The sequence below is a fragment of the Cognatiyoonia sp. IB215182 genome (assembly GCF_033963905.1).
Classification (GTDB): Bacteria; Pseudomonadota; Alphaproteobacteria; order Rhodobacterales; family Rhodobacteraceae; genus Yoonia.
Window position 1 is genome coordinate 148,448 of record NZ_JAXBMB010000002.1, and the last position, 22,362, is coordinate 170,809.

Below are 22,362 nucleotides of genomic sequence, written 5' to 3' on the forward strand. Positions count from 1 at the left end.
GGTGGATGAGTCAGGATGCTATGTTGACGGGCTCTTGCTCTGTCTGAACAACAGTCCCATCCTTGAGCGTGACCGATCCGCGGGTATCCTGGCATCGCGGCGTGCCGTCACGATTCAGGCGTGGCGTCATGAAACCCTCGATACCGTCGTCGATGTACCAATGCTGGCACCCATCGGGATCAACCCAGACATTGGCGACACCATCCTTGAGCGGACCACCATCAACAATGCCGCTATCGACGACATCATCGGAACCACCGCTTCGCTCGCACGCTGCCAACGCCGCGAGAACCGCGGTCATCGTGATAACCCGCAAAATACTCATGTCTGTCTCACTATCCCTGCCAAAGCGATTCGCTCATTACGCTAGGGACAATAGGTTGAGAATGGGTATAGGTCTAGCGCAGCGCCAAACCGCCATTGGAATCGGCAAACCCAAGCAACACTACTACATCAGGCAGAGCAATGAAGAGCAGCACGCTATATCTAGTCGATGTGGACGGTGTGATTGTTACAGGGCGTCCGGGCGACCAGGCGCCATGGTGGACCGACCTGCAGACGCATTTTGGCTTTACCAAGGCTGACCTGCAAAAGCATTTCTTTCAGCCATATTGGCAAGACATTGTCTGCGGCCGCGACAGGCTACTGCCGCGTCTGGAACAGGCCTTGTGGAAGATGAAAACGGATGTCGCGGCGGAAGAGCTGCGCGATTTCTGGTTCCACAATGATGCGCATGTCAATCTGGAGGTTTGCAGCTGGATGGATCGACAGCGCGCAGCCGCGCATCGGGTCATGCTGGCGACAAACCAGGACCACAGCCGGGCCGCCTTTCTGTTGGAAGAATTGCGGCTGAAGGATCATTGCGACGGCGCATACACCTCTGCCGCTTTGGGCGTGGCGAAGCCGGACAGCGCCTTCTTTGATGCAATTGCCAAATCAGAACGGCGTGCCGCCGCAAACCTTGTTTTGATCGATGACAGCGCTTCAAATATCGCCGCCGCGCAAAGATGCGGATGGCGCGCACATCACTATACTGGCCAATCGCTAGAGGTACTCACCCAGCAATAGTCTGGGCTAGCGCACTGCCCGGATCGGCCAAATCCTCGACCACATTGAAATGATGCTGGCCTAGCACAACCTCATGCGCACAGCCCCACGCATCGCTAAGCGCCTGTGCCTGCTTTAGGAACGCAGGCCGCTCCTCGGCGCCGACCCAAACGGTCACAGAGGCTGACGGACGCGGCAGATGCACCGGGCTTTCCGCCTGCGCCTCCTCCGCGTCAATGCGTAGCGTTTCGTTCATGCTGGTCTTCATGAGCGGTGCGAGGTCCGCGACGGGGGAGATCGGGACGACCTTCTCCACCCTCTCCTGCCATCTGGCACCGAGGCGCGGCGCGGTCATACGGGCCACCAATTGCCCGCCAGCGGAATGGCCCGCCAGTCGGATCGGGCCAAGGACGCGGGACGCCGCCAGCGCAATTGCGGCAGCCACCTGATCGCCAATCTGCCCGATCCGCACATCGGGGCAGAGATCATAAGACGGCATCGCCACAGCCCAGCCATGCGCCAACGGACCTGCCGCCAAATGCGACCAAAAGGATTTGTCAAAGCGCAGCCAGTAGCCGCCATGCACGAACACAATCAGCCCCTTGGCCAGTCGGTCGGGATGGAAAAAGTCAAGACGCTGGCGCGGCGACTCTCCGTAAATCACATCGCATTCGCACATCGATGTGGTGCGAAAGGCGGCTGCCTCGCGTTCCCATTTGTCGGGGTAGTCGTCTGCCCCCGGTACATAGGCCGCATTCGCATAGGCATCATCCAATTCCATGTGTCCCCCCTTTACGCCGCGACGCCGCGCTGATCAGATAATGCCAAGCCAAAGCGGAGGACACCATGCTTGATGACACAACCAACCTGAAATCGATGCTGTCGCGGCCTGACCTTGTCTGCAGCGAGGCTTATGTGGCGGGCGACTGGATCGCAGCCGATGGCGGGAAGACCTTTGAGGTCACAAACCCCGCGCGGGGCGATGTGATTGCCCATGTCGCTGATCTTGGGCGAGCCGAAACAGCGCGCGCCGTCACGGCTGCCCAGGCGGCACAGAAAGCATGGGCCGTGCGTACCGCCAAGGACCGCGCCGTCATCCTGCGCAGGTGGTTCGATCTGATGATGCAGCATCAGGAAGACCTCGCCATCATCATGACCGCCGAACAGGGCAAACCTCTGGCCGAAGCAAGGGGAGAGATCGGCTACGGCGCCTCGTTCCTCGAATGGTTCGCCGAAGAAGGGCGGCGCATTTATGGCGAAACGATCCCTGCGCATATGGCTGACAAGCGGATCACTGTCCTAAAACAGCCCGTTGGCGTCGCGGCAGGCATCACCCCCTGGAACTTTCCGAACGCCATGATCACACGCAAGGCGGCCCCGGCGCTTGCCGCCGGCTGCGCCTTTGTGATCAAGCCCTCAGAACTCACCCCGCTTTCCGCGCTCGCCATGGCGAAACTCGCCGAAGAGGCTGGCGTGCCAGAGGGGCTTTTCTCGGTCATCACCAGCACCGACAGCAGCGCCATTGGCCAGGAGTTCTGCGAAAATCCCATCGTCCGCAAACTGACGTTTACCGGCTCAACGCAGGTCGGCCGCATCCTTCTGGCGCAGGCAGCAGATCAGGTCATGAAATGCTCGATGGAGCTTGGCGGCAACGCGCCCTTCATCGTTTTTGACGATGCCGATCTGGATGAGGCGGTCACGGGGGCCATCGCGTGCAAGTTCCGCAATAATGGGCAGACCTGTGTTTGTGCGAACCGGATCTATGTGCAGGCCGGTGTTTATGATGCCTTCGCAGCGAGGTTCAAAGCAGCGGTCGATGCCTTACGGGTGGGTGACGGGTTCGACGAAGACACAACACTCGGGCCGTTGATCGAGCCAAAAGCGGTCGACAAGGTGCAGCGCCACCTTGAGGACGCATTGGCCAAGGGCGGGCAGATCCTGACGGGTGGCAAGCCGCACGACCTTGGCGCACAGTTCTTCGAACCGACAATCGTCACTCAGGCAACCAAAGACATGCTGGTCAGCACCGAAGAGACCTTTGGCCCCTTTGCGCCGCTCTTCAAATTCGATGACGAGGACGATGTGATCGCCCAGGCCAATGACACGATCTTTGGCCTTGCCGCCTATTTCTATGCCAAGGATATCAGCCGGGTCACCAAGGTGTCTGAAGCGTTGGAATACGGCATCGTGGGCGTGAACACCGGTATCATCTCAACCGAAGTGGCCCCCTTTGGCGGCGTGAAGCAATCCGGCCTGGGCCGCGAAGGATCGCACCACGGGATCGAGGAGTTTCTTGAGATGAAATACATCTGCACAAGCGTCTAACATGATCATCCGCGAAGCGACGGTTGAGGATGTGCCGCAGATGGGCGCGTTCCTGGGCCGGATCGCTGAAATGGGCCGACGCGTCAGCCCGTGGGACGAGGATTTTGTCCTGCGTCATTACGTCAATGCCGCCGACAAGATCCAATGCGCCCTGGCCGATGACAACGGCGCGGTGCTGGGTTTTCAATCGCTCAAACTGGCAACAGAAGGTAACATCTATGGTGTGACCCCAGGTTGGGGTGTTATCGGGACGCATGTGAACCCAAAGTCTGCGCGCCGTGGGGTTGGTCGCGCCTTGTTTGTCGCGACCCTGAAAGCTGCCAAGCAAAGCGGGTTGGAAAAAATCGACGCGAGTATCAGTGCAGAGAACCCCGAAGGCCTGGCTTATTATGAGGCGATGGGTTTTCGTACCTATCGCACACCTGACGACCTGATCTGTAAGTCTTTTGAGGTTTCATGACCATCGCAACGAGCGCAACAACACATGACTCAGGCGGCGACTGAATAGCTTGCGTGTTCCAAGCCAAGGACGCGCAATAGCTGGCCCGCCTCATAGCCCTTTAGCACTGTTCGAGCCGTGCAACGATGGGTGCAATCACTCAAGACCCAACCTGATTGTACACGCCACCCGCTTGCTGCCGTGATTGCCCAGTGGGCCGTGTCACCCAGAAACAAGCTTTCTGACCAGCAGCCATTGGCCCGAATGATCTGGTGGTCGTCAAAAAGCAAATGGTGGTAATGAGCCGGTGCCTGGGTTTCACTCACATTTGCCAGACCGCAACGTGCAAGTTGACGTGCAGACACAAGCACCTCCGGCGTTCCGAAATACAATTCTGCGAGTGCCGCGCGGATCAGCACACGATGGGCCGGAGACACATTCAGGCCACGGTTGTTCCCCACAACACCAAGCGGAATATGGACGGGCCGCGCATCCGGGTGCAGCCGCAACACCTGACGCCCCAAAGGTGCTGCACGCAGCGCGCGCAAGGGCACCAACCCATGATCCTTGGTCAGAATCCGCGCACCGGGCATCAGATGTTCAACCGCGATGTCCCCCTGTTCCGTCGTAATCCGCGTCCCCGCACAAAAGCAGACCGGCCCTGCGTTGCCTGGATCGGGCGAACCAGTCACAAACTCCCCGTTTGCGTCACGGACGAAGGCAGTTGAATTTGGCGCGCCATTAACAAATACCTCTCCATCAACCTCATTGGTACCGGGAAAGCCGGGCGGTGGCGAAACTGTCAGTGGGTTGCTGCCATAGGACAGAAAGATGTAATCTCCGGTGGTTGCGTTCACCAGATAGATGACATCTGCACGGTTCTGACTGCCAACCGTTTCACCGTCAGGGATGAAGTTTTGTCCGTTGTTATCGCCGGAATCGAAGAAACCAGAGGGTGGCGTGCCGGAATACTCACCCACAACAGTTGCTGTTTCTCCGGGGGCAACGGTGGGCGTCGGGTCGGGCGGACTGACGGATGCGAAATCAAAAAGCAAACCATTGGTCTGCGACCACAATTGATAGTTGCTCAGGTCAATGGTGCTGCCCGTCGCATTCTGGATTTCAATGTATTCATCGGATTTGTTCGAGCCGCCATCACCGTCAGTGTCGAAGCCGCTGCCACCCACATTATCCGCGAGGATCTCGCTGATAAACAAGCCATCCAGAAACGCCGGCATCGCACCCCCGCTGCTCAACTATGGTTTCACGCTAGTCGGGTGGCATCGGGGCGAGCCAGCTTTTCCGACCGCTTGCACAAAAAAAGCTGTAAACCGCCCAAGGATTGACCATTGGCGCCCGTCAAACCACCGTGATGCGGATGATAACGAGCGATGAGGACCTCGCGGCGGCTGCCGCTATGGGCGACGCGGATGCGTTTGCGAGCCTGCTAGAGCGGCATTACGACCGCTTATTTGGCTTGTGCTTTCGCCTGACAGGTAGTCGGTCCGAGGCTGAGGACCTGACACAGGATATCTGCGCCGCTTTGCCGACGAAACTGTCCGGCTATGCCCGGCGGGCCAAGGTCACGACCTGGCTTTATCGCGTCGCGGTGAATGCGGCCCATGACCGGCGGCGCAAGCGCGCATCTTATGTCAGGGCGCGCGATGGTTGGGGCGCATGGGAGGTTAATCGCAAGGCCAGCGACGAGGCCACCAATGCACAGATCGATTGGCTCACCCATGCGATGAACCAGCTCAGCACTGATCTGCGCGACACGCTCGCGCTGATCCTTGACGACATGACCCATGCAGAGGCTGCCGACATCATTGGTGTCAGCGAAGGCACCGTCAGCTGGCGTGTGTCCGAGGCCAAGAAACGGCTGCGCGAAATCAAGGAAAAGGAGGACGTGGCATGAACGATGATCTGGGCGACCTCAAGGCCACGTTCGACGCGGTCACACCCCAAGCTGATGCCGCGCGGCGGGCCGAGAACCTTGCTCTGGCTGAAAGGAATTTCCGCGATTTGCAAAGAGTGCAGTCGCAAGAGCGCCCCAAATCTGCGCGTCCGCTCAAGCAGTTTTCGACCGGCATTCGCGCCGCACTCACCAGCCTATCCAGCAAGAAAGCCTTGACGACAACGACCGCCGTGATTGCCGGGGGCTTCTTGCTGATTATGCCGCAAATGCAGGACAGCATTTCCTTGCCGCCGTCACCACAAATCACGACCTTGGATTTTGACGGAGAAGTCACGGAGCCGCAGATTGAAAGCGGCCCCATGCTGACCGATGATTTGACCCCGGACCTGTTGCAACGCGAACCTTTGACTGAGCCATTTGGCGAAGTCTTACGTGGACCCGTTGTCGAACCACCAGAGTTGCAGGCAGACAAACCGGAAAGATTTGCACCGGAAGGCGACGATCAGTTGGGTGACGGCGTGCCGATGCGTTTTGCTACCACCTCAGCCGACATGGCCGTTCCGGAAAATGAGGCACTGGCCTCATTGTCCGCGACCGACTTAGGGCAATCCTCCTACGCACTTGTTCGCGCAGCCCTTATGCGGGGCGAGTTGCCGCCGCCAGATGCCGTGCATGTCGCTGAGATGGTCAGCCACTTCGCCGCTGATAGCATCGTGATCGACACGACGGGACCCGTCACCGGTCCGATCATCCGCACCATTCAGACACCCTGGAACGCCAATACATCGCTCGTGCATATTACTGTGCAGGGCCGAGAGGAAAGTCTGGGCGTGAACACTTTGGCTGGAGAAAGCTCCGACAACATCCGTCTCGAGGTGATGTTCAACCCCGTCCAAGTCGCCGCGTTCGGCCGGGTTGGAGATGACATGCGCAGCCTTGACGATAGCGATCGGGTCGGTGCCGCCAGCTTTGATGCGGAACAGGGTATCTCAGTCCTTTACGAGATTTCGCCGGGGGTCGGTCGTCTGATAGAAACGGGGGCAGGCCAGCCAGATCCGCTGGGTCAGGTCGTTCTGCATTTCAGAGTGCCAGACGGAGACCGGGACCACGAGATTGAAACGCCAATAATTGGTCAATCGCGGTCAAACACCGACGCCTTTTTTGCCGCCGCGGTTGCCGGTTTTGCATTGTTGTTGCGCGAGGATCCGTCAGTGGCTGGTTGGAGCTATGATGAGGCGATTTCCCTCGCCGAGGCCAATCGGGGCGCAGACCCCTTTGGCCACCGCACCGAGGCGTTGCAATTGATGCGGCTGGCGCAGGGCTTGGCGGAATAAACGCCTGGGCGCGGTCGGATCAGCCCAACTGCGCGCGGGCGGCAGGCAGGATGCGGCGCTCGATGAGGCGCATCAGGTCGCCGAAGTATCCTCCGCTGCGCGCTGGCAGGGTCGGATCGGAAGTCAACGCAAGTGTCAACTCAAGCTCGGGGGCCACACAGATGATCTGGCCGCCGTACCCTCTGGCCAATGCATAGCCGATCCCGCCAGTTTCACCCAGAAACCACCCATATCCATAGTCCAGGCCCGAAAAGAACGACCGGGTTCTGGGGGCAAAAGACTGGGCAACCCAAGAAGGGCTCAGCACCTGTTGGCCGCCGAACCAGCCCACCTGTCGGTACATCTCTCCAAACCGGACCATCGCGTCCAGCGTCAGCGCCATCTCATTGCCGCCCATGTACCGGCCTTGCGGATCGCGGGTCCAGGCAGGGACATCGATCCCAAGCGGGTCTCCCAAGCGTCGGCGCGCCAGGGTCAAGAGGCTCTGGCCCGATATCTCGGCCAGCACCGCGCCAAGGATATGAAACGACCCCGTTGAATAGAGCATCCGCTGGCCGGGTTCGGCAACGAACGGGCGCGACAAGGCGTCGGCGACCCAATTGCGGCTGCTGACCCAGGCCCCGTAATTGGCGCCCGATGTGCGTTCGAGCCCGGCTTGCATTGTCACGAGATCTGCGACGCTGATCCCAGCCACGCGGGGATCTGCCTCCCACGGGATCAGGCGCGGTGCGACCTCGCCAAGCGTCGCGTCGATTGACGCAAGCTCTCCGCGATCAAGTGCTGCACCGGTAAGCGCCGCCACGATGGTTTTTGAAACTGACTTGATCGGCACGGGCCGGTTGATGGACGGACCGCGAAAGACACGCGCCAAAACAGGTTGGCCCGACTGCCGGATCGATAGGGCACGGCATTGCGACAAGTCCTGCGCGGCTGCAGCAATACTTTCCCACATATCGGTCTGCGCCAGCGCAGGCGCTGCAAGGGCAGATGCAGCCCCGGCCAGAAATGTACGTCGGTCGAATGTCATTCAGCAGCCGATTAGTAGTCAAAACCACCATAACCTCTGCAGCTCAAACGACTACCCACATTTACGTGCGTTTGTCGCAATAGGCCTCGGTTTCAATGAAGGTCTTCAACGTCTGGTGTTTTTCCAAACGGAACCGATCACCCTCGCGGAGAGTCAGTATCCTGTCGAGCCGGAACATCCGAAATGCATTGCGCAATTCGCACCAGCAAACGGCTGTCCAAACCTGCCCCCAGAACCACACGCCCAAGGGGCGGACAACGCGTTCCGTGCGCGTTCCACGCTCGTCGATATAGCTGATCTCAAGACTGATCTGCGCCTCTGACGCGGCCTCGAACCGGTCGAGGAAATCGCGCCAGAGCCCGTTTTCGCGTGGCGTACCAATTGCGTGAACGCTGACCTGGCCGACCTTCGCGCGCGCCTCTTCAGGCAGAACCGTATCAATCTTGACCATGGCCTCTTGCGCGGCAGCGGCCATCTTGGTGCCGCCCCAGACCTGCAAGAGGCGTGCGCCTGAAACCAGCGCCACAATCTCATCATGAGTAAACATCAGCGGCGGCAGATCATAGCCGTCGCGCATGACGTAACCTACACCGGCCTCACCCTCGACCGGCACACCTGACCCGATCAGATGCGCCACGTCGCGGTAGATCGTCCGCGGCGTGACTTCGAGCTTTTCGGCCAGTTGTGCCGCCGTGATCAGGCGACCGCCCCGCAGATACTGCAGGATCTGAAAAAGGCGGTCAGCACGGCGCATTTATTCGGTCGACTCGTAAAGGCCAATCGAATTGCCATCGAGGTCCTTGGCATAGACGAACCGGCCCGAGGGAATGGAAATCGGTGGGCTGACAACCTCACCCCCAGCGGCCTTGCACCGCTCGATCCCGGCCTCAAGTGTGTCAGGAAGGTCAATATGGATCGTGTTGCCACCATCTGCAGCAGGCTTGCCGGGATAAAGATGCGCGCCAGCCGTTTCCATGACACCGCCCAGCATTGCCATCGGATTGGGGCCGGAATTGTCGATGGTCATCTCATACCCGAAGACCTTGTTATAGAACGCCACGGACTTTTCCATGTCCGTGACCGGGATCTCACCCCAAACCATGATGTTGCGTGCAGCCATCTCTCATCTCCTTTGTGCTGGTTGATGAGACAAGGTTAATCATACCCCTCCTGACAGCGTTGTGTCAGTATGTTTCAGGAGCGATGAGAAATTTCAGAATGACTAATCCGCGCCGGCGCTAGCCCAGCCAGCCAAGCCCCTCAGTCGTCGTTGCGCGAGGCTTGTATTCCCCGGCGACCCAGCCGGAGTAACCTTCGGCGTCCAGCCGTTCAAAGAAGGCGGGGTAGTCGATCTCACCCTGATCCGGTTCCCCGCGATCAGGCATTTGCGCGACCTGAAGGTGGACGCTGATGTCGCGCATGGTCTCCCACGTCTTGAACACATCGCCGGTGATTTTGGCCGCATGGAAAGCATCGAATTGCAGCCGCACATTGGACGCATCGACCGTTTCGACGATACGCCGCCCCAGATCAAAATCGTTCAGGAAATAGCCCGGCATCGTCTCGTTGTTGATCGGCTCGATTGTCAGGCTCTGCCCAGGCGCCTCCGCCGCCGCCCAACGCAGATTGTCAACAAAGACAGCTTCGGCTTCATCGCCTTCTGCAACACCCGACATGATATGCAGATGTGCTGCACCAAGGGTCCGGGCATAGCGCACCGCACGCTTGAAATCGCGACGAAACCGCTCCTCTAAACCGGGCACGGCGGCAAAGCCTTGATCACCACCAGTATAGTTGGGTGGCGGGCAGTTGATCAGCGCCATCTGCAATTCGTACCGCGCCAATTTGTTGACGATATCCTGCGCGTTCACATCGTAGGGAAACAACACCTCGACCGCCTCAAACCCCGCCTCCTTGGCCGCTTCAAAACGCTCCAAAAACGGCAATTCGGTAAAAAGCCAGGTCAGGTTGGCACAGAATTTTGGCATCAGGCGCGCCTCTTATTGGTCTCAGCCGATCTATAGCTTCAACTCCTTCCCGCCAAGCCGGAAATGGGGCGATGACTAGGCCTGCAAACCTGAAACTTGAAAGCAAAGCGCTTGATGGCCACATTCTATATGTTAGCGATGAGAAGGATTAGTCAGTCATGGCCGCACTTATTCGATTTTTTCTGAGTTTGTTCATGCCCGTCATCCTGATTGGCGGCGGCGGTGCATTGGTCGGTTGGGGATTGAACAACACCTGGTCAATTATGATCTACGCCGGACTTGCCATGATCGCCGCAGGCGTTCTCTGGGGCCTTGTCCTGTGGTTGTGGGTGAGCGACGGCGGACTATAGCAAAGGCAGGTATTGCATCCTCGCTTGACGTAGCGTCGCGCTTGAGCAGCATGGTCGTCAAAAGCATGCTCGGAACATCGCTGAAAGGAGCTTTGCCATGATCCCGACCCTGCGTGTTCTCATCCACATGGGCAGCTTGCAACGTCTTTTGCCGTTCTGGCTGGGTGCCGTGGCATTGTTGGTCACCTTCTCTTCTGGTTGGTTGCTGCTTGCGCTGCTTTACGGCTTCTTCCTGCAGTTTTTCGTCGAATACGCGATGCATCGGTTCCTGCTGCACCGCGAACCACCCACTGAGCAAGGCATCTTCAATCAGCTCTACCGCAGCCATATCGGCCATCATGAGTTTCCGTCAGATGCGGAGTTCTTCACCGGGGACGATCATTGGTATCCCGTCCGGTTCGGCCTCATCTCGGCCGCGCTGCACACGCTCGTCCTGACACTCGTTGTCGGATTGGCTCCGGCAGCTTTGTGGTCTTTTGTTGCGATCTTTGCGGGTTCGGTCAGTGCCTTTGCATTCTATGAGTACTGCCACACCCTTGCGCATCTGAACGTTAAAAAAGGCTGGTTCGGACAAAGGATCACGCGCTCGCATCTGGCACATCACTTCCAGGATCATCACGCGACATTTCATGTCAGTTTCGGGATGGGCTGGATCGACCGGCTTTTTGGCACGGCGCACGACCCCGAAACCGCCCGTGCCCGCTATGATCGCGACACGATCTTGTCGATGGGTATGGACCCAGAGGATCTGCGACTTGTCACAGCGCGCAAAGCCTACGGTGTGACAAAAATGCCAAGAGGCGCCAAGCGGGCGCCCTCGTAAGTTTGTCTGACGGCAATACAAAAAAGGCCCGCACTAGATGCGGGCCATTTGTCGTCAATCAGCTCTGACGTTTAGAAGTCAAGCGTCAATGCAGATGCAGCCCCAGTCGCGATATCGTCTTCCAAACGCTGTTCTACGCTGTTATCGAGACGCTGGCGATCACCAAACTCATATGTCAGCGCGAAGGTGAAAACCGTCGCTTCATCAATCCCGAGATCGTCGCCATCGACATATCCGACATTCAGATCAGCCGAGAAACCCTCGGTAAACTCGTATGCGCCGCCAAAGGTGATCGAGTAAAGATCGGGCGCGTCGTCGCCCAAGTACGATGCGAAATCCACTTGCGCGCTCAACTGTTGTGTCAAGCCATAGCTGCCACCAAGACCAAACAACGTTACATCGGTGTCAGAATTGCCCAGGAAGAAGCCGTTCGCCTGAAACGGTGCTACGTCAAGACTGCCCGAACCGTAATAGGTCGTGCCGTCAAATTCGCTGTCGTCCTGCAGGAAACCGGCCAGCGTCGCATCAGGCGTTGGTGAGACCTCGCCAAGTAAAGTGGTTGTGACGTTGTCTTCATCCAGATCAAATTGCGAAACGTTGACACCTACACCGAACTGCGATGTGCGGTATTGGCCAAAGAACTCGGCACCGTTGGCATCACCGTCCACGCTGGTGACGCCGTCATCCAGTTCAATTTCGATGCCCGTCGCACCGACCCCGACCAGGATCTCTGGCGTGACGAGGAAGCCCGCACCGAAGGCCTATCCGAATGTCGTGGTTTCAATCGTTTCCGGATCGGTGCTCACGACACTCCTTGCCAGATCGCCCGACAGCAGGATTTGACCCACCGTATATTCCAGCTCCCCCTGCAACAGACCACTGTCGATGTCGAGCGAGTCGCTACCTTCCTCAAGCTGTAATCCGGTCGCATCGTAGCTAAATCGGCTGTAATTTACACCATCGGCCATTGCTGGTGCGGTCAGCAGCGCAACGATTGCCGTGCTGGTCAAAATGAATTTCATCTTATCCTCACAAGTTTTGTTATGCGGCGCATATGTGTGGCGTCGCGGCGGCCAACAAGAACCGGCTGCACACGCTTTGCGGGTATGATGCATTTTGGCATCAGCTCAGCCTGCGGCTGAGAAATCGACGCGACGGTCTGCTGACTTCAGTTGAGTTCGACCGATGGGATAACCGGGAAGAAATGGCCCGACGAACGCACGCCAAACCAGTCTTCCCCGTCGTGTTCGGCATGCTCACCGATCTCAACGAGCCGGTAAAAAGACTTGCGGTCGATCAACGCTTCCAGATTTGCGCGGACCAGCACATAGGGGCTGGGCTCGCCCGTCTCAGGGTCCCGCTCCACGCGGATCGGATGATCTGGCCCCGCCACCATGCGGTCGCCCACATTCGTCTCAAATTCCAGCTCGTCACCCTTCCGGTTGAAATCAACCGCGACAAAGGGTGCGTCATCCACCGTGATCCCCACCTTCTCAACCGGGGTCACCAGCACGTACTCATCCTCGTCTTTCCGCAGAATCGTCGAAAAGAGCCGGACCAATTCCGGTCTGCCAATCGGCGTGCCCATGTAGAACCACGTTCCATCCCTTGCGATGCGCATGTCAATCGCGCCGCAATGGGGCGGATTCCACAAATGGACCGGCGGTAAACCGCCCTTTTGGACGGCACGCGCGCTACTGGCGAGGCTTTCGGCTGACGGTGTCACAATCTTTTGTGTGCTCATTGCTTTTGCCATTGGGGTTTGCGGGATTATCTGTACCAATAACAGTATAGTTCAACTGGAGGATTGTCATGGCCAACGACGCCGATCTTGTCGCCCATATCGAACATCTGGGCGCAAAGCTGGGCGATGCCCGCACCAGCATTTCGGCCCGTTTCATTGGCCAGCAAAGGGTCGTGGACCTGACGCTCACAGCACTTATCTGCGGCGGTCACGCGGTGCTGATCGGTTTGCCGGGTCTGGGCAAGACCCGCCTTGTCGATACGCTCTCCACCGTGATGGGCCTTGATGGCAATCGCATTCAGTTCACGCCCGACCTGATGCCTGCCGATATCCTTGGCTCGGAAGTGCTGGAGACGACCGATGACGGCTCGCGTTCCTTCCGCTTCATCGAAGGTCCGATCTTTTGTCAGCTTCTGATGGCTGATGAGATCAACCGTGCCTCGCCGCGTACCCAATCGGCGCTTTTGCAGGCCATGCAGGAAAAAGAGGTAACCATCGCAGGTCAACACCGCCCGCTTGGTGTACCGTTCCATGTGCTGGCCACGCAGAACCCGATTGAGCAGGAAGGCACCTATCCCCTGCCAGAGGCGCAGCTTGACCGTTTCCTGGTGCAAATTGATGTCCCCTACCCCGACCGCGCGACCGAAAAGGACATCCTGATCGCCACGACCGGCGTAGAAGAGGCGCAATCGAGCGCCGTTTTCACAGCGCAGCAATTGCTTGACGCACAGACCGTCCTGCGGCGGATGCCGGTGGGCGATAACATTGTGGAGATGATCCTCGATCTCGTCCGCGCTTGCCGTCCGGATGATGCGACTGCACCTGATACCATCAGACAAAGTATCTCATGGGGCCCCGGCCCGCGCGCCGCACAGGCACTGATGCTGACGGTCCGGGCAGCCGCCTTGCTTGACGGCAGGCTTGCGCCATCGGCTGAGGATATTCGGACCATGGCGGTGCCTGTTCTTGAACACCGGATGGCGCTGTCTTTTGCAGCTCGTGCCCGTGGTGAGAGTATTCAGGACATCATCAATCAGGTCGCAGTACAGATCACGGAAGTGTCTGCCGCCGCATGACCGAACCGCTCGCCCTTCGCTCGCAAGCTGAAACGCTTGCAGCACCCCTCCCTGCGCTTTTGGCCGAGGCAGAGCATCTGGCGTCGACAGTCCTGCTTGGCGATCACGGGCGCAGACGTGCAGGCACGGGCGATACGTTCTGGCAATACCGCCCCGCACAACCCCATGACGAAGCGCGCAGCATCGATTGGCGCCGCTCTGCGCGGTCCGACAGCAATTTCGTGCAGGACAAGGAATGGCAGATCGCGCAATCGATCATCCTGTGGGTCGATCAGGCTGCGTCGATGTCCTTTGCATCCGACAATCACCCAACCAAGGGCACCCGCGCGCGGACACTCGCTCTGGCTCTGGCGATCCTGCTGATCCGGGGCGGCGAACGGGTGGGGCTCACGGGCGTGCGGCTGCCACCGCGCAGGGGCGAAGTGCAGATCATGCGCATGGCTGAGCTGCTGAGCGAGGATCATCAGACCGATTACGGCGCCCCCGAGGCGCAAGGCATGCTCGCCCATTCTCGCGCGCTATTTGTCAGTGATTTCCTCGGCGATATCGGTCCGGTGGAGGACGCGCTCTTGCGCGCCGCGGACCGCGATGTACGCGGCACGCTTCTGCAAGTGCTCGACCCGCAGGAAGAGGCGTTTCCCTTCGACGGGCGCACGATTTTCCAATCCATGACCGGGGCGCTGCAGCATGAAACGCTGAAAGCCGGCGATCTGAAGCAACGCTATCTCGACCGGCTCGCTGAGCGCAAAGACCGGCTAGCGCATCTGGCCCGCATCACTGGCTGGCAATTCAGCACCCACCATACCGGCGAAAGCGCAACAAATGCGCTTCTCTGGCTTTACGGCGCGATGGAGCGGCACGCTTGATGTGGTCCATCGGTCCCATAGGATTTGCTGCGCCCTGGCTGCTTTTGGGTCTCATTGCCTTGCCGATCCTGTGGCTGCTTTTGCGGGCAGTGCCGCCCGCGCCGATCCGGCGGCGTTTCCCTGGGGTCGCGCTACTCTTGGGCTTAACCGATGACGAGACCCAATCGGACCGCACGCCCTGGTGGCTCTTGCTGCTCAGGCTGCTCGCGGTCGCGGCCATCATCGTGGGCTTTGCGGGTCCGGTCCTGAACCCGCAACAGGCGCGTGAGGGCACCGGCGATCTTGTGATCGTGCTCGACGGGTCATGGGCTGGTGCACCGACATGGGGCGCCAAGATGGACCGGGTCGACACGCTCCTGACCGAAGCGGCGGTTGCCAACCGGCGGGTCGCCATCGTCAACCTCACCGATCTGCCGAATGAAGCACTGCCTTTTGCCGCCCCCACTGACTGGCAGAACCGCCTGCCCAATCTGATGCCAAGCCCGTGGCAACCGACCGATCCAGCGGCCTATTTCGCTGACCAGTCGGGTAGTTTCGAGACCTACTGGATTTCGGACGGGCTGGATTACGAGGGCCGCGACGCCTTGCTCAGCGCACTCGAAAACTTCGGTGCGGTCACGGCCTTCCAATCGCCGCGGCAGGTCCTTGGCTTGCGTCCTGCGCGTTTCGAAGACGGTCAAGTGAAGGTCTCAGCGACCCGCACGCCGGTCGGCAACGTGACAGAAACGACAATCAACGCCATCGGCCTTGACCCTGCCGGGGTGGAGCGGCAGTTGGCCACTGTGCCCCTCATCTTCGAGCCGGGCGAGGCTGTCGCCGAAACCGCAATGGTTCTGCCGCCCGAGTTACGCAACCGCATCACCCGCTTTGAAATCAGCGGCGCGCGCTCGGCAGGGGCCGTCAGCCTGACAGATGATGCGCTGAAACGACGCGAAGTCGCCCTGATCGCTGGCCGCGACGACCGTGAAGGTCTCGAACTACTCTCGCCGCTTTACTACCTGCGTGAGGCGTTGGAGCCGACCGCCGATATCATCGACGGCCCACTCGAAGACATCCTGCTCGCCAATCCTGATGTTATCGTCCTGGCCGATGTGGCGATCCTGACGGATATTGAAGCGCAGGGCATCGAGGATTGGGTGGACAATGGCGGCATGCTTTTGCGCTTTGCCGGGCCGCGCCTCGCCGCGTCTGACCTTGGCCGCTCTGAAGAGGATCCGCTGTTGCCGGTCCGCCTGCGGTCCGGCGGGCGGAGTGTCGGCGGCGCGATGAGCTGGGGTGAGCCCAAATCGCTCGCGCCCTTCGCCGAAACCTCACCGTTTTTCGGGCTACCCGTCCCCGATGATGTCACCGTCACCAGTCAGGTTATGGCGCAACCGGACCCAACATTGGCGGACCGTGTGATCGCGCAACTCGCTGACGGCACTCCACTGGTGACACGCAAGGTCATGGGCGAAGGCCAGGTCGTGCTTGTCCATGTCACCGCCAATGCCGAATGGTCGACGCTGCCGCTGTCGGGGCTTTTCGTGCAAATGCTGGAACGGCTGGCTGTTTCAACCCGCCCCGTCACCCCGGATACGGCAGAGCTGGAAGGAACCACCTGGCTGCCAAACCGTGTGCTGGATGCATATGGTCGCCTGACAGACGGCACCGACTTGCCCGGTATCGACGGCACTCTACTGGCCGAGGGCACCCCCGGGCCAGATGTGCCACCCGGCCTTTATGCAGGCGGCGACCGCCAACTTGCCATTAACGTCATCGGAAAGGACACCATGCTCAGCACCGCGCAATGGCCCGCAAGCATCACCGTCGAAGGCATGGCTGTCACCCGTGAGACTGCGCTGAAAGGCTGGCTCTTGAGTGCGGCCTTGATGATGCTTCTGATGGACGTCATTGCCTCCCTCGCCGTCGGTGGGCGGCTGCGTGGGCCGCGCGCGGATGTTGCGGTTGCGTTCGCACTTGCCATCGTGCTTTTCGGCCAACCCGCAAAGGCGCAGGACCTGTCCGGCGATGATTTTGCCCTGCAGGCAACAACCGAAGTTGTGCTGGGCCATATCCTGACCGGTGATCGCGAAACCGATGAGGTCGCGGCAGCCGGCCTAACAGGCATTTCGCAAACCCTGTACCGCCGCACGGCCATTGAACCCGCCACCCCCATGGGTGTGAATATCGAGACGGATGAGCTTGCTTTCTTCCCGTTCCTCTACTGGCCGATCACCGCCGAACAGCAACTGCCAAGCCGTGAGGCTTACGGCAAACTCAACCGCTACCTGCGGTCCGGCGGGATGATCATGTTTGACACGCGCGACGCGGATACGGCGCGATTCGGGTCGGGCTCGCCCGAAGGGCGGATGCTGCAGGCGATTGCGCGGTCTCTTGACATTCCACCGCTGGAGCCGATCCCTTCCGATCACGTGCTCACCCGCACGTTTTATCTGTTGCAGGATTTCCCCGGTCGCTATGCCAGCCGCGATGTCTGGGTTGAGGCCGCTCCGCCAGACGCCGAGCAGATCGAAGGCATGCCGTTTCGCAACCTCAACGACGGGGTCACTCCTGTGATCATTGGCGGCAACGATTGGGCGCGGGCCTGGGCGGTGAACGACAATGGCCAGCGGATGTTCCCGGTCGGGCGCGGTATGGCCGGCGAGCGGCAGCGCGAAATTGCGCTGCGCTTTGGCGTGAACGTGATCATGCATGTGCTGACCGGCAATTACAAATCCGACCAGGTGCACGTGCCCGACCTTCTCGACAGGCTCGGCCAATGACAGGAACGCTGATCTTCGATCCGCTGATCCCGCTCGTGATGCTCTATGCCGTCGCGGGGCTGGTCGCTGCAGCAATTGCTTTGGCCGTCTGGCGCCGATTGCCCGGCTGGTGGCTCCGCGGGCTGGCGGGATTGGCACTGCTCGCCGCGCTTGCCAACCCGGCGATCCAGCAGGAAGACCGCGAACCACTGAGCGACATCGTGATGCTGGTGGTCGATGAAAGCGCCAGCCAGCGGATCGGCGACCGACCCGCGCAGAATGCCGCCGCCATTGCGAATATCGAGGCGCAGGTGGCGCGGCAGACCAACACCGAACTGCGCATCGTCACACTCGGTGACGGCGAAGGTGACACGGGCACAACGCTGATGACGGCCTTGTCAGAGGCTCTGGCCGAAGAGCCGCAAGGACGCATTGCCGGTATCATCCTGCTGACCGATGGGCGGTTGCACGATCTCGACCGCGCCCCACGTTTGCCCGCGCCGATGCACACGTTGCTGACCGGAGAGCCTGACGACTGGGATCGGCGGCTCATCGTCTCAAACGCCCCAGCATTCGCCATCCTGGGCGAAGAGGTGACGCTGACACTCAGGATCGAAGATCAGGGTGCAGCGCCGGCGGAAGACAACGTGGCCCTATCGATCTCAATCGATGGTGAGGCCCCGATCACCGTACCCGCCCCGATTGGTCAGGATATCGAACTGCCCCTCGAACTGCCCCACGGCGGCATGAATGTCCTCCAGTTCACGATCCCCGATGCGCCCGGCGAGTTGACCAATCGCAACAACAGTGCCGTGGTCCAGATCAACGGGGTCCGCGACAGGCTGCGGGTGCTTTTGGTTTCGGGAGAGCCGCATCCCGGCGAGCGCACGTGGCGCAACCTGCTGAAATCCGATTCCGCCGTCGATCTGGTGCATTTCACCATCCTGCGCCCGCCGGAAAAGCAGGACGGCGTGCCGGTCAATGAACTGTCGCTGATCGCCTTTCCGACGCGCGAGCTTTTCCTTGAGAAGATCAACGATTTCGACCTGATCATCTTTGACCGTTACCGGCGCCGTGGCATCCTGCCCAGCGCCTATATCGACAATATCCGCGAATATGTGGAACAGGGCGGTGCGGTACTGGTCTCATCCGGGCCGGAATACGGCTCTGCGGAAAGCATCTATCGTTCGCCTTTGGGTCCAATCCTGCCCGGTGCGCCCACCGCGCGGGTATTCGAGGAGCCTTTCAAACCGCAGATCACCGATATCGGGCAGCGGCATCCGGTCACCGAAGGCCTTGATGAAATCAGTGAAGGCGCGCCGGAGGAAGGGCCGAGTTGGGGCCGTTGGTTCCGCCTGATCGATGTGCTGGTGCCTGAACAGGCGACCACCGTGATGTCGGGTCTTGATGATAGGCCGCTCCTAATCCTCAACCGGATTGGTGAGGGGCGCGTGTCGCTGATCGCATCGGACCATTCCTGGCTGTGGGATCGCGGCTATGAAGGTGGCGGACCTCAACTGGAGCTTCTCCGCCGTCTCGCCCATTGGATGATGAAGGAACCGGAACTGGAGGAAGAGGCGCTCTGGGTCGAACCGGCGGGCCAGACCATGCGGATCATCCGGCGCACGTTGGATCTGGAAACGGGCGAGGTGACCGTCACCCATCCGGATGGCACCGAAACGGTGCTGACCCTCGACGAGGTATCGCCCGGCCGGTTTGAAACACTCTGGGATGCACCCGAAATCGGGCTTTACCGGCTCGATGATGGCGAGCAAACGGCCGTCATCGCCCTTGGGCCCGCCGCACCGCGCGAATTTGAACAGACCATTGCGTCAGGAGACCTGCTCGACCCGCTGGTGACGGGCACCGGCGGCGGGATCAAACTAGTGTCGGACGGTGATGTCAGCATCCGCGCTGTGCGCGAAGGAAGACCCGCAAACGGGCGCGGCTGGATCGGGATCACCCCGCGCGGCGCGTTTCAAACCGCTGACGTCAGCATCAACCCCCTTCTTCCTGCCTGGGTGTTTTTGCTGCTCGCATCACTTCTGATGGTCGGGGCGTGGTTGCGCGAAGGACGGCGGTAACCTCCGGTGTTGCTGACATTCGCCAAAGCCTTTGCAGTTGTTCTTCTTGTTCTGCTGACGATGGTCGGCTGTCAGACAATCCGCAATTCCGGGAACACTCCACTTGGGGCGGCACCGCCCGAGACGCTGCGGGTCGCAACCTACAACGTGCACTACATCGTTCTGGACCGGGAAACAGGCCCATGGTCGGTGGGTGATTGGGAGCGCCGCAAAGGACCGATGGACAGCGCCTTCAAGGCGATCGGGGCGGACGTCATCGGCTTTCAGGAAATGGAAAGCTTTTCGTTTCGGACCAACCAGATCAACCTGACCCTGGACTGGCTGCTTGCCAACAACCCGGATTACGCCGCTGCAGCCGTAGGTGATCCGGCCGCATTCCCATCAACGCAGCCGATCTTTTATCGCACTGACAGATTGGAGATGCTGGACGAAGGATGGTTTTTCTTCTCCGATACACCGGATGTCATCTATTCACGCACCTTCAACGGCTCTTACCCCGCGTTCGCCTCGTGGGCGCAGTTCCGCGACAAGGACAGCGGCGGGGACTTCCGAGTTATCAATATCCATACCGACTTCGCGAGCCGTTCAAACCGAATCCAGTCTGTCGAGCTCGTAGTTGAACGTATCACCCCGTGGATCGAGGCAGATGAAACGCTTTTTGTTGTTGGAGACCTGAACGGCCGCCTTGGCGATCGAATTGTCAATATTCTCGCTGATACGGGCGTGCGCTTTGCCCCCGTAAGGGGCGCCACCTATCACTTTAACCGGGGTCTCAATCTTTTCGGCGCCATCGACCATATCGCGGTAAGTGGCAACGCCACAGGGGTTGGGGAGCCCATTATCCTACGCCAAAGATTTGGTGGGGAATGGCCCACTGACCATTACCCCGTGATCGCCGATTATCGACTTAGCCCCTAAGCTGACGGGCGCAAAGGCTATTTTTTTGACCGGTTGAAACACCCATCGGGCCGAAGATCGCAAGGCGCATATCGGCTTTGGTCAAAGATATCTCGCTGACATCGCGCCATTAACCTTGGGTAACTTTTAGTACAATTAACTGTAAATATGCCTTGATTTTGATCGGGCGGCGGCTGAGCCTTCAATTGCGGCAACCCAGAATTGTCGCAGTTAGGGGATGTGGCTGTGTTTTGGCCTCTTGTTCCCAAGTTTAATGAGTGTGGAGTGAATTGTGATGAAACCGTATCGCAAAATGGTCGGGACAAGAGCATCCGCGGCCCTATTGATCGCAGCGCTGATCGTGCCCACAGGGGCTGCAGCAGCCGAGGTTGCGCTAAAATCCTATGACGGCTCGACCCGCATTGTTGGTAAGCTTCTGGCCTATGGCGACGGCTTTTATCGGGTCGAGACAGCGCTTGGCGATTTGCTGATATCCACGAATGTGGTGGCCTGTGAGGGAAGCAACTGCCCGCGGCATGTCGATATGGCTGATGCAAGCGAACTGAATGATTTGCCAGCAATACAGGCGGCGCTGACGTCTTCGAACTAGAGACAGAGCGGACAGGCAAAGGGTAAACCGCCCGGCGTCGACCCTTCAATCTGTGAGGCGGACCTCGTAAAGCTCATCGGACCATCCGTCCACGTTACAGCGGGCGCGGATGAACAGCGAGGTCGTGCCATCGGGGATCTGCACCCCGGACAGTGACCGTGTGAACGGCATCTCGTTCACATGGGGATGGGCCAGCTCGCGGATGCCCAGGCTATTGCCATCCGCGTCGAGCACCTCCCACCCGTCGGCATAGTGATCCCAACCGGTATCAGGGTGGTCAAGCGTCACGCTGATCCTATCCCCTTGCACTGTCACGTCCAAAACTGTGGGCGGCTCCGCAAAGGCGGGCGTAGCGAGAAGGGTCAGAAAAGCTGCATATTTCATGAGGTGTCTTTTAGCAGGATTTGCCGGGGCAGCGACGCAAATTCCCGTGACCAAACGATCCAGACAACGGCAACAGTCGCAACAATCAGCGCCACGGCGCCCAATAGCCATGCCAGAGCGCCAAGCGCGAAATACATACCGTGCAGGCCCCGGTTGAAATTGACCGCAGCCCGGATATTCAATTCTGCCGCCTGCGCCGCACGCGGATAGGCAACCGGATCATTGGGGTCATTGGGAACCGCTGCCATGAGGACCGCACAATAGCCAAAGACCCGGTTCGCCCAGACGAATTTCAAAAACGCATTGGCCAGAAAAAGGGCGACCAGCCCCAGTTTCAATTGCCAGACCAATACCGGCACCGGCATGTCGACGACCTCAGCCGCGACTCCCTGCAAAGGGGCAGTATTGCCAACCAAGGCCAGCACGCCACCAATTGCCAAAAGGCAGGTTGAGGCGAAGAATGCCGTGCCCTGCCGCAGCCCGCCCAGAATCTGGCTGTCAAATATGCGTGGATCACGCGTGACAAAAACCTTCATCCAATCGCGCCGCCGTTCGGCCATCAGGATCGTGACGGATGGACGTTTGGCGCCGGGATGCTCGATCAACCAACCAATGCCCAGCCAGCACAATACAATGGCGCCTGCGGCCACCCAATCCAGCGGTGACAGTGCTGCGATATGATCCATGATTTGCATCAATGTTTATGTAACTC

25 protein-coding genes are annotated in these 22,362 nt (G+C 59.4%); 13 read left to right on the forward strand and 12 right to left on the reverse strand.

Annotated elements, in window-relative coordinates:
• Positions 1-10 precede the first annotated feature (10 nt).
• Positions 11-325: a hypothetical protein gene (locus SLH47_RS04335; RefSeq protein ID WP_320238148.1), complete on the reverse strand. Its 315-nt coding sequence runs from the start codon at positions 323-325 to the stop codon at positions 11-13.
• Positions 326-465: 140 nt separating this feature from the next.
• Between SLH47_RS04335 and SLH47_RS04340 the strand changes: the two genes are divergently transcribed.
• Complete coding sequence (locus tag SLH47_RS04340) at positions 466-1,068, forward strand: HAD-IA family hydrolase (RefSeq protein ID WP_320238150.1); 603 nt, start codon at positions 466-468, stop codon at positions 1,066-1,068.
• Here the strand turns inward: SLH47_RS04340 and SLH47_RS04345 are convergent.
• Positions 1,055-1,828, reverse strand: coding sequence for an alpha/beta hydrolase (locus SLH47_RS04345; protein ID WP_320238152.1), 774 nt, complete (start codon positions 1,826-1,828; stop codon positions 1,055-1,057). The two genes, SLH47_RS04340 and SLH47_RS04345, sit on opposite strands and share 14 nt — an antisense overlap.
• Positions 1,829-1,893: 65 nt before the next feature.
• Between SLH47_RS04345 and SLH47_RS04350 the strand changes: the two genes are divergently transcribed.
• Entirely contained in the window at positions 1,894-3,372 is a 1,479-nt protein-coding gene (locus SLH47_RS04350) for an NAD-dependent succinate-semialdehyde dehydrogenase (protein WP_320238153.1), read from the forward strand.
• A gap of 1 nt (position 3,373) precedes the next feature.
• Positions 3,374-3,832, forward strand: a complete 459-nt coding sequence (locus SLH47_RS04355) for a GNAT family N-acetyltransferase (RefSeq protein WP_320238154.1) — start codon at positions 3,374-3,376, stop codon at positions 3,830-3,832.
• Between the two features lie 29 nt (positions 3,833-3,861).
• Here the strand turns inward: SLH47_RS04355 and SLH47_RS04360 are convergent, their stop codons facing one another.
• Complete coding sequence (locus SLH47_RS04360; protein WP_320238155.1) at positions 3,862-5,049, reverse strand: Hint domain-containing protein; 1,188 nt, start codon at positions 5,047-5,049, stop codon at positions 3,862-3,864.
• A 140-nt stretch (positions 5,050-5,189) separates the two neighbouring features.
• On the opposite strand from SLH47_RS04360, the gene SLH47_RS04365 reads away from it, so the two are divergent.
• Both SLH47_RS04365 and SLH47_RS04370 read left to right on the forward strand, forming a co-directional pair.
• Positions 5,190-5,726: an RNA polymerase sigma factor gene (locus tag SLH47_RS04365; RefSeq protein WP_320238552.1), complete on the forward strand. Its 537-nt coding sequence runs from the start codon at positions 5,190-5,192 to the stop codon at positions 5,724-5,726.
• Complete coding sequence (locus SLH47_RS04370) at positions 5,723-7,060, forward strand: YfbK domain-containing protein (RefSeq protein ID WP_320238156.1); 1,338 nt, start codon at positions 5,723-5,725, stop codon at positions 7,058-7,060. The genes SLH47_RS04365 and SLH47_RS04370 overlap by 4 nt, the downstream gene beginning before the upstream one ends.
• Positions 7,061-7,079: 19 nt before the next feature.
• Here the strand turns inward: SLH47_RS04370 and SLH47_RS04375 are convergent, their stop codons facing one another.
• The 4 genes from SLH47_RS04375 to SLH47_RS04390 all read right to left on the reverse strand — a co-directional run bounded on the left by SLH47_RS04375 (position 7,080) and on the right by SLH47_RS04390 (position 10,075).
• Complete coding sequence (locus SLH47_RS04375; RefSeq protein WP_320238157.1) at positions 7,080-8,087, reverse strand: serine hydrolase; 1,008 nt, start codon at positions 8,085-8,087, stop codon at positions 7,080-7,082.
• 61 nt (positions 8,088-8,148) lie between these two features.
• Positions 8,149-8,841, reverse strand: a complete 693-nt coding sequence (locus SLH47_RS04380) for a YafY family protein (protein ID WP_320238158.1) — start codon at positions 8,839-8,841, stop codon at positions 8,149-8,151.
• Entirely contained in the window at positions 8,842-9,207 is a 366-nt protein-coding gene (locus tag SLH47_RS04385; protein WP_320238160.1) for a VOC family protein, read from the reverse strand.
• 118 nt (positions 9,208-9,325) lie between these two features.
• A complete protein-coding gene (locus SLH47_RS04390) occupies positions 9,326-10,075 on the reverse strand; it encodes a hydroxypyruvate isomerase family protein (protein WP_320238162.1) in 750 nt (249 codons plus the stop codon).
• 158 nt (positions 10,076-10,233) lie between these two features.
• Here SLH47_RS04390 and SLH47_RS04395 point away from each other — a divergent pair, with 158 nt between their 5' ends.
• On the forward strand, positions 10,234-10,425 hold the full coding sequence (locus SLH47_RS04395; protein ID WP_320238163.1) for a hypothetical protein: 192 nt from the start codon (positions 10,234-10,236) through the stop codon (positions 10,423-10,425).
• A 97-nt stretch (positions 10,426-10,522) separates the two neighbouring features.
• Positions 10,523-11,248, forward strand: a complete 726-nt coding sequence (locus SLH47_RS04400) for a sterol desaturase family protein (protein WP_320238165.1) — start codon at positions 10,523-10,525, stop codon at positions 11,246-11,248.
• Between the two features lie 71 nt (positions 11,249-11,319).
• Here SLH47_RS04400 and SLH47_RS04405 read toward each other — a convergent pair whose 3' ends face one another.
• The 3 genes from SLH47_RS04405 to SLH47_RS04415 all read right to left on the reverse strand — a co-directional run bounded on the left by SLH47_RS04405 (position 11,320) and on the right by SLH47_RS04415 (position 12,992).
• A complete protein-coding gene (locus SLH47_RS04405) occupies positions 11,320-11,916 on the reverse strand; it encodes a hypothetical protein (RefSeq protein ID WP_320238166.1) in 597 nt (198 codons plus the stop codon).
• A 93-nt stretch (positions 11,917-12,009) separates the two neighbouring features.
• Positions 12,010-12,270, reverse strand: a complete 261-nt coding sequence (locus SLH47_RS04410; protein WP_320238167.1) for a hypothetical protein — start codon at positions 12,268-12,270, stop codon at positions 12,010-12,012.
• Between the two features lie 146 nt (positions 12,271-12,416).
• On the reverse strand, positions 12,417-12,992 hold the full coding sequence (locus tag SLH47_RS04415) for a DUF1285 domain-containing protein (protein WP_320238168.1): 576 nt from the start codon (positions 12,990-12,992) through the stop codon (positions 12,417-12,419).
• A 68-nt stretch (positions 12,993-13,060) separates the two neighbouring features.
• Between SLH47_RS04415 and SLH47_RS04420 the strand changes: the two genes are divergently transcribed.
• The 6 genes from SLH47_RS04420 (at position 13,061) to SLH47_RS04445 (ending at position 21,266) form a co-directional block, all read left to right on the forward strand.
• The gene (locus SLH47_RS04420) at positions 13,061-14,068 is read left to right on the forward strand and encodes a MoxR family ATPase (protein WP_320238169.1); all 1,008 of its coding nucleotides are present in this window, start codon (positions 13,061-13,063) and stop codon (positions 14,066-14,068) included.
• Positions 14,065-14,934 carry a DUF58 domain-containing protein gene (locus SLH47_RS04425; protein WP_320238170.1) on the forward strand — a complete coding sequence of 290 codons (870 nt, stop codon included), beginning with the start codon at positions 14,065-14,067 and terminating at the stop codon, positions 14,932-14,934. Before SLH47_RS04420 ends, SLH47_RS04425 begins: the two co-directional genes overlap by 4 nt.
• Positions 14,934-17,696, forward strand: a complete 2,763-nt coding sequence (locus tag SLH47_RS04430; protein WP_320238171.1) for a DUF4159 domain-containing protein — start codon at positions 14,934-14,936, stop codon at positions 17,694-17,696. The genes SLH47_RS04425 and SLH47_RS04430 overlap by 1 nt, the downstream gene beginning before the upstream one ends.
• The gene (locus SLH47_RS04435) at positions 17,693-19,759 is read left to right on the forward strand and encodes a hypothetical protein (protein WP_320238172.1); all 2,067 of its coding nucleotides are present in this window, start codon (positions 17,693-17,695) and stop codon (positions 19,757-19,759) included. Before SLH47_RS04430 ends, SLH47_RS04435 begins: the two co-directional genes overlap by 4 nt.
• 6 nt (positions 19,760-19,765) lie before the next feature.
• Positions 19,766-20,677, forward strand: coding sequence for an endonuclease/exonuclease/phosphatase family protein (locus SLH47_RS04440; protein WP_320238173.1), 912 nt, complete (start codon positions 19,766-19,768; stop codon positions 20,675-20,677).
• Positions 20,678-20,951: 274 nt separating this feature from the next.
• Positions 20,952-21,266, forward strand: a complete 315-nt coding sequence (locus tag SLH47_RS04445) for a hypothetical protein (RefSeq protein WP_320238174.1) — start codon at positions 20,952-20,954, stop codon at positions 21,264-21,266.
• Positions 21,267-21,311: 45 nt separating this feature from the next.
• Here the strand turns inward: SLH47_RS04445 and SLH47_RS04450 are convergent, their stop codons facing one another.
• Positions 21,312-21,650, reverse strand: coding sequence for a hypothetical protein (locus tag SLH47_RS04450; RefSeq protein WP_320238175.1), 339 nt, complete (start codon positions 21,648-21,650; stop codon positions 21,312-21,314).
• Positions 21,647-22,345 carry a DUF599 domain-containing protein gene (locus tag SLH47_RS04455; protein ID WP_320238176.1) on the reverse strand — a complete coding sequence of 233 codons (699 nt, stop codon included), beginning with the start codon at positions 22,343-22,345 and terminating at the stop codon, positions 21,647-21,649. Before SLH47_RS04455 ends, SLH47_RS04450 begins: the two co-directional genes overlap by 4 nt.
• Positions 22,346-22,362 lie beyond the last annotated feature (17 nt).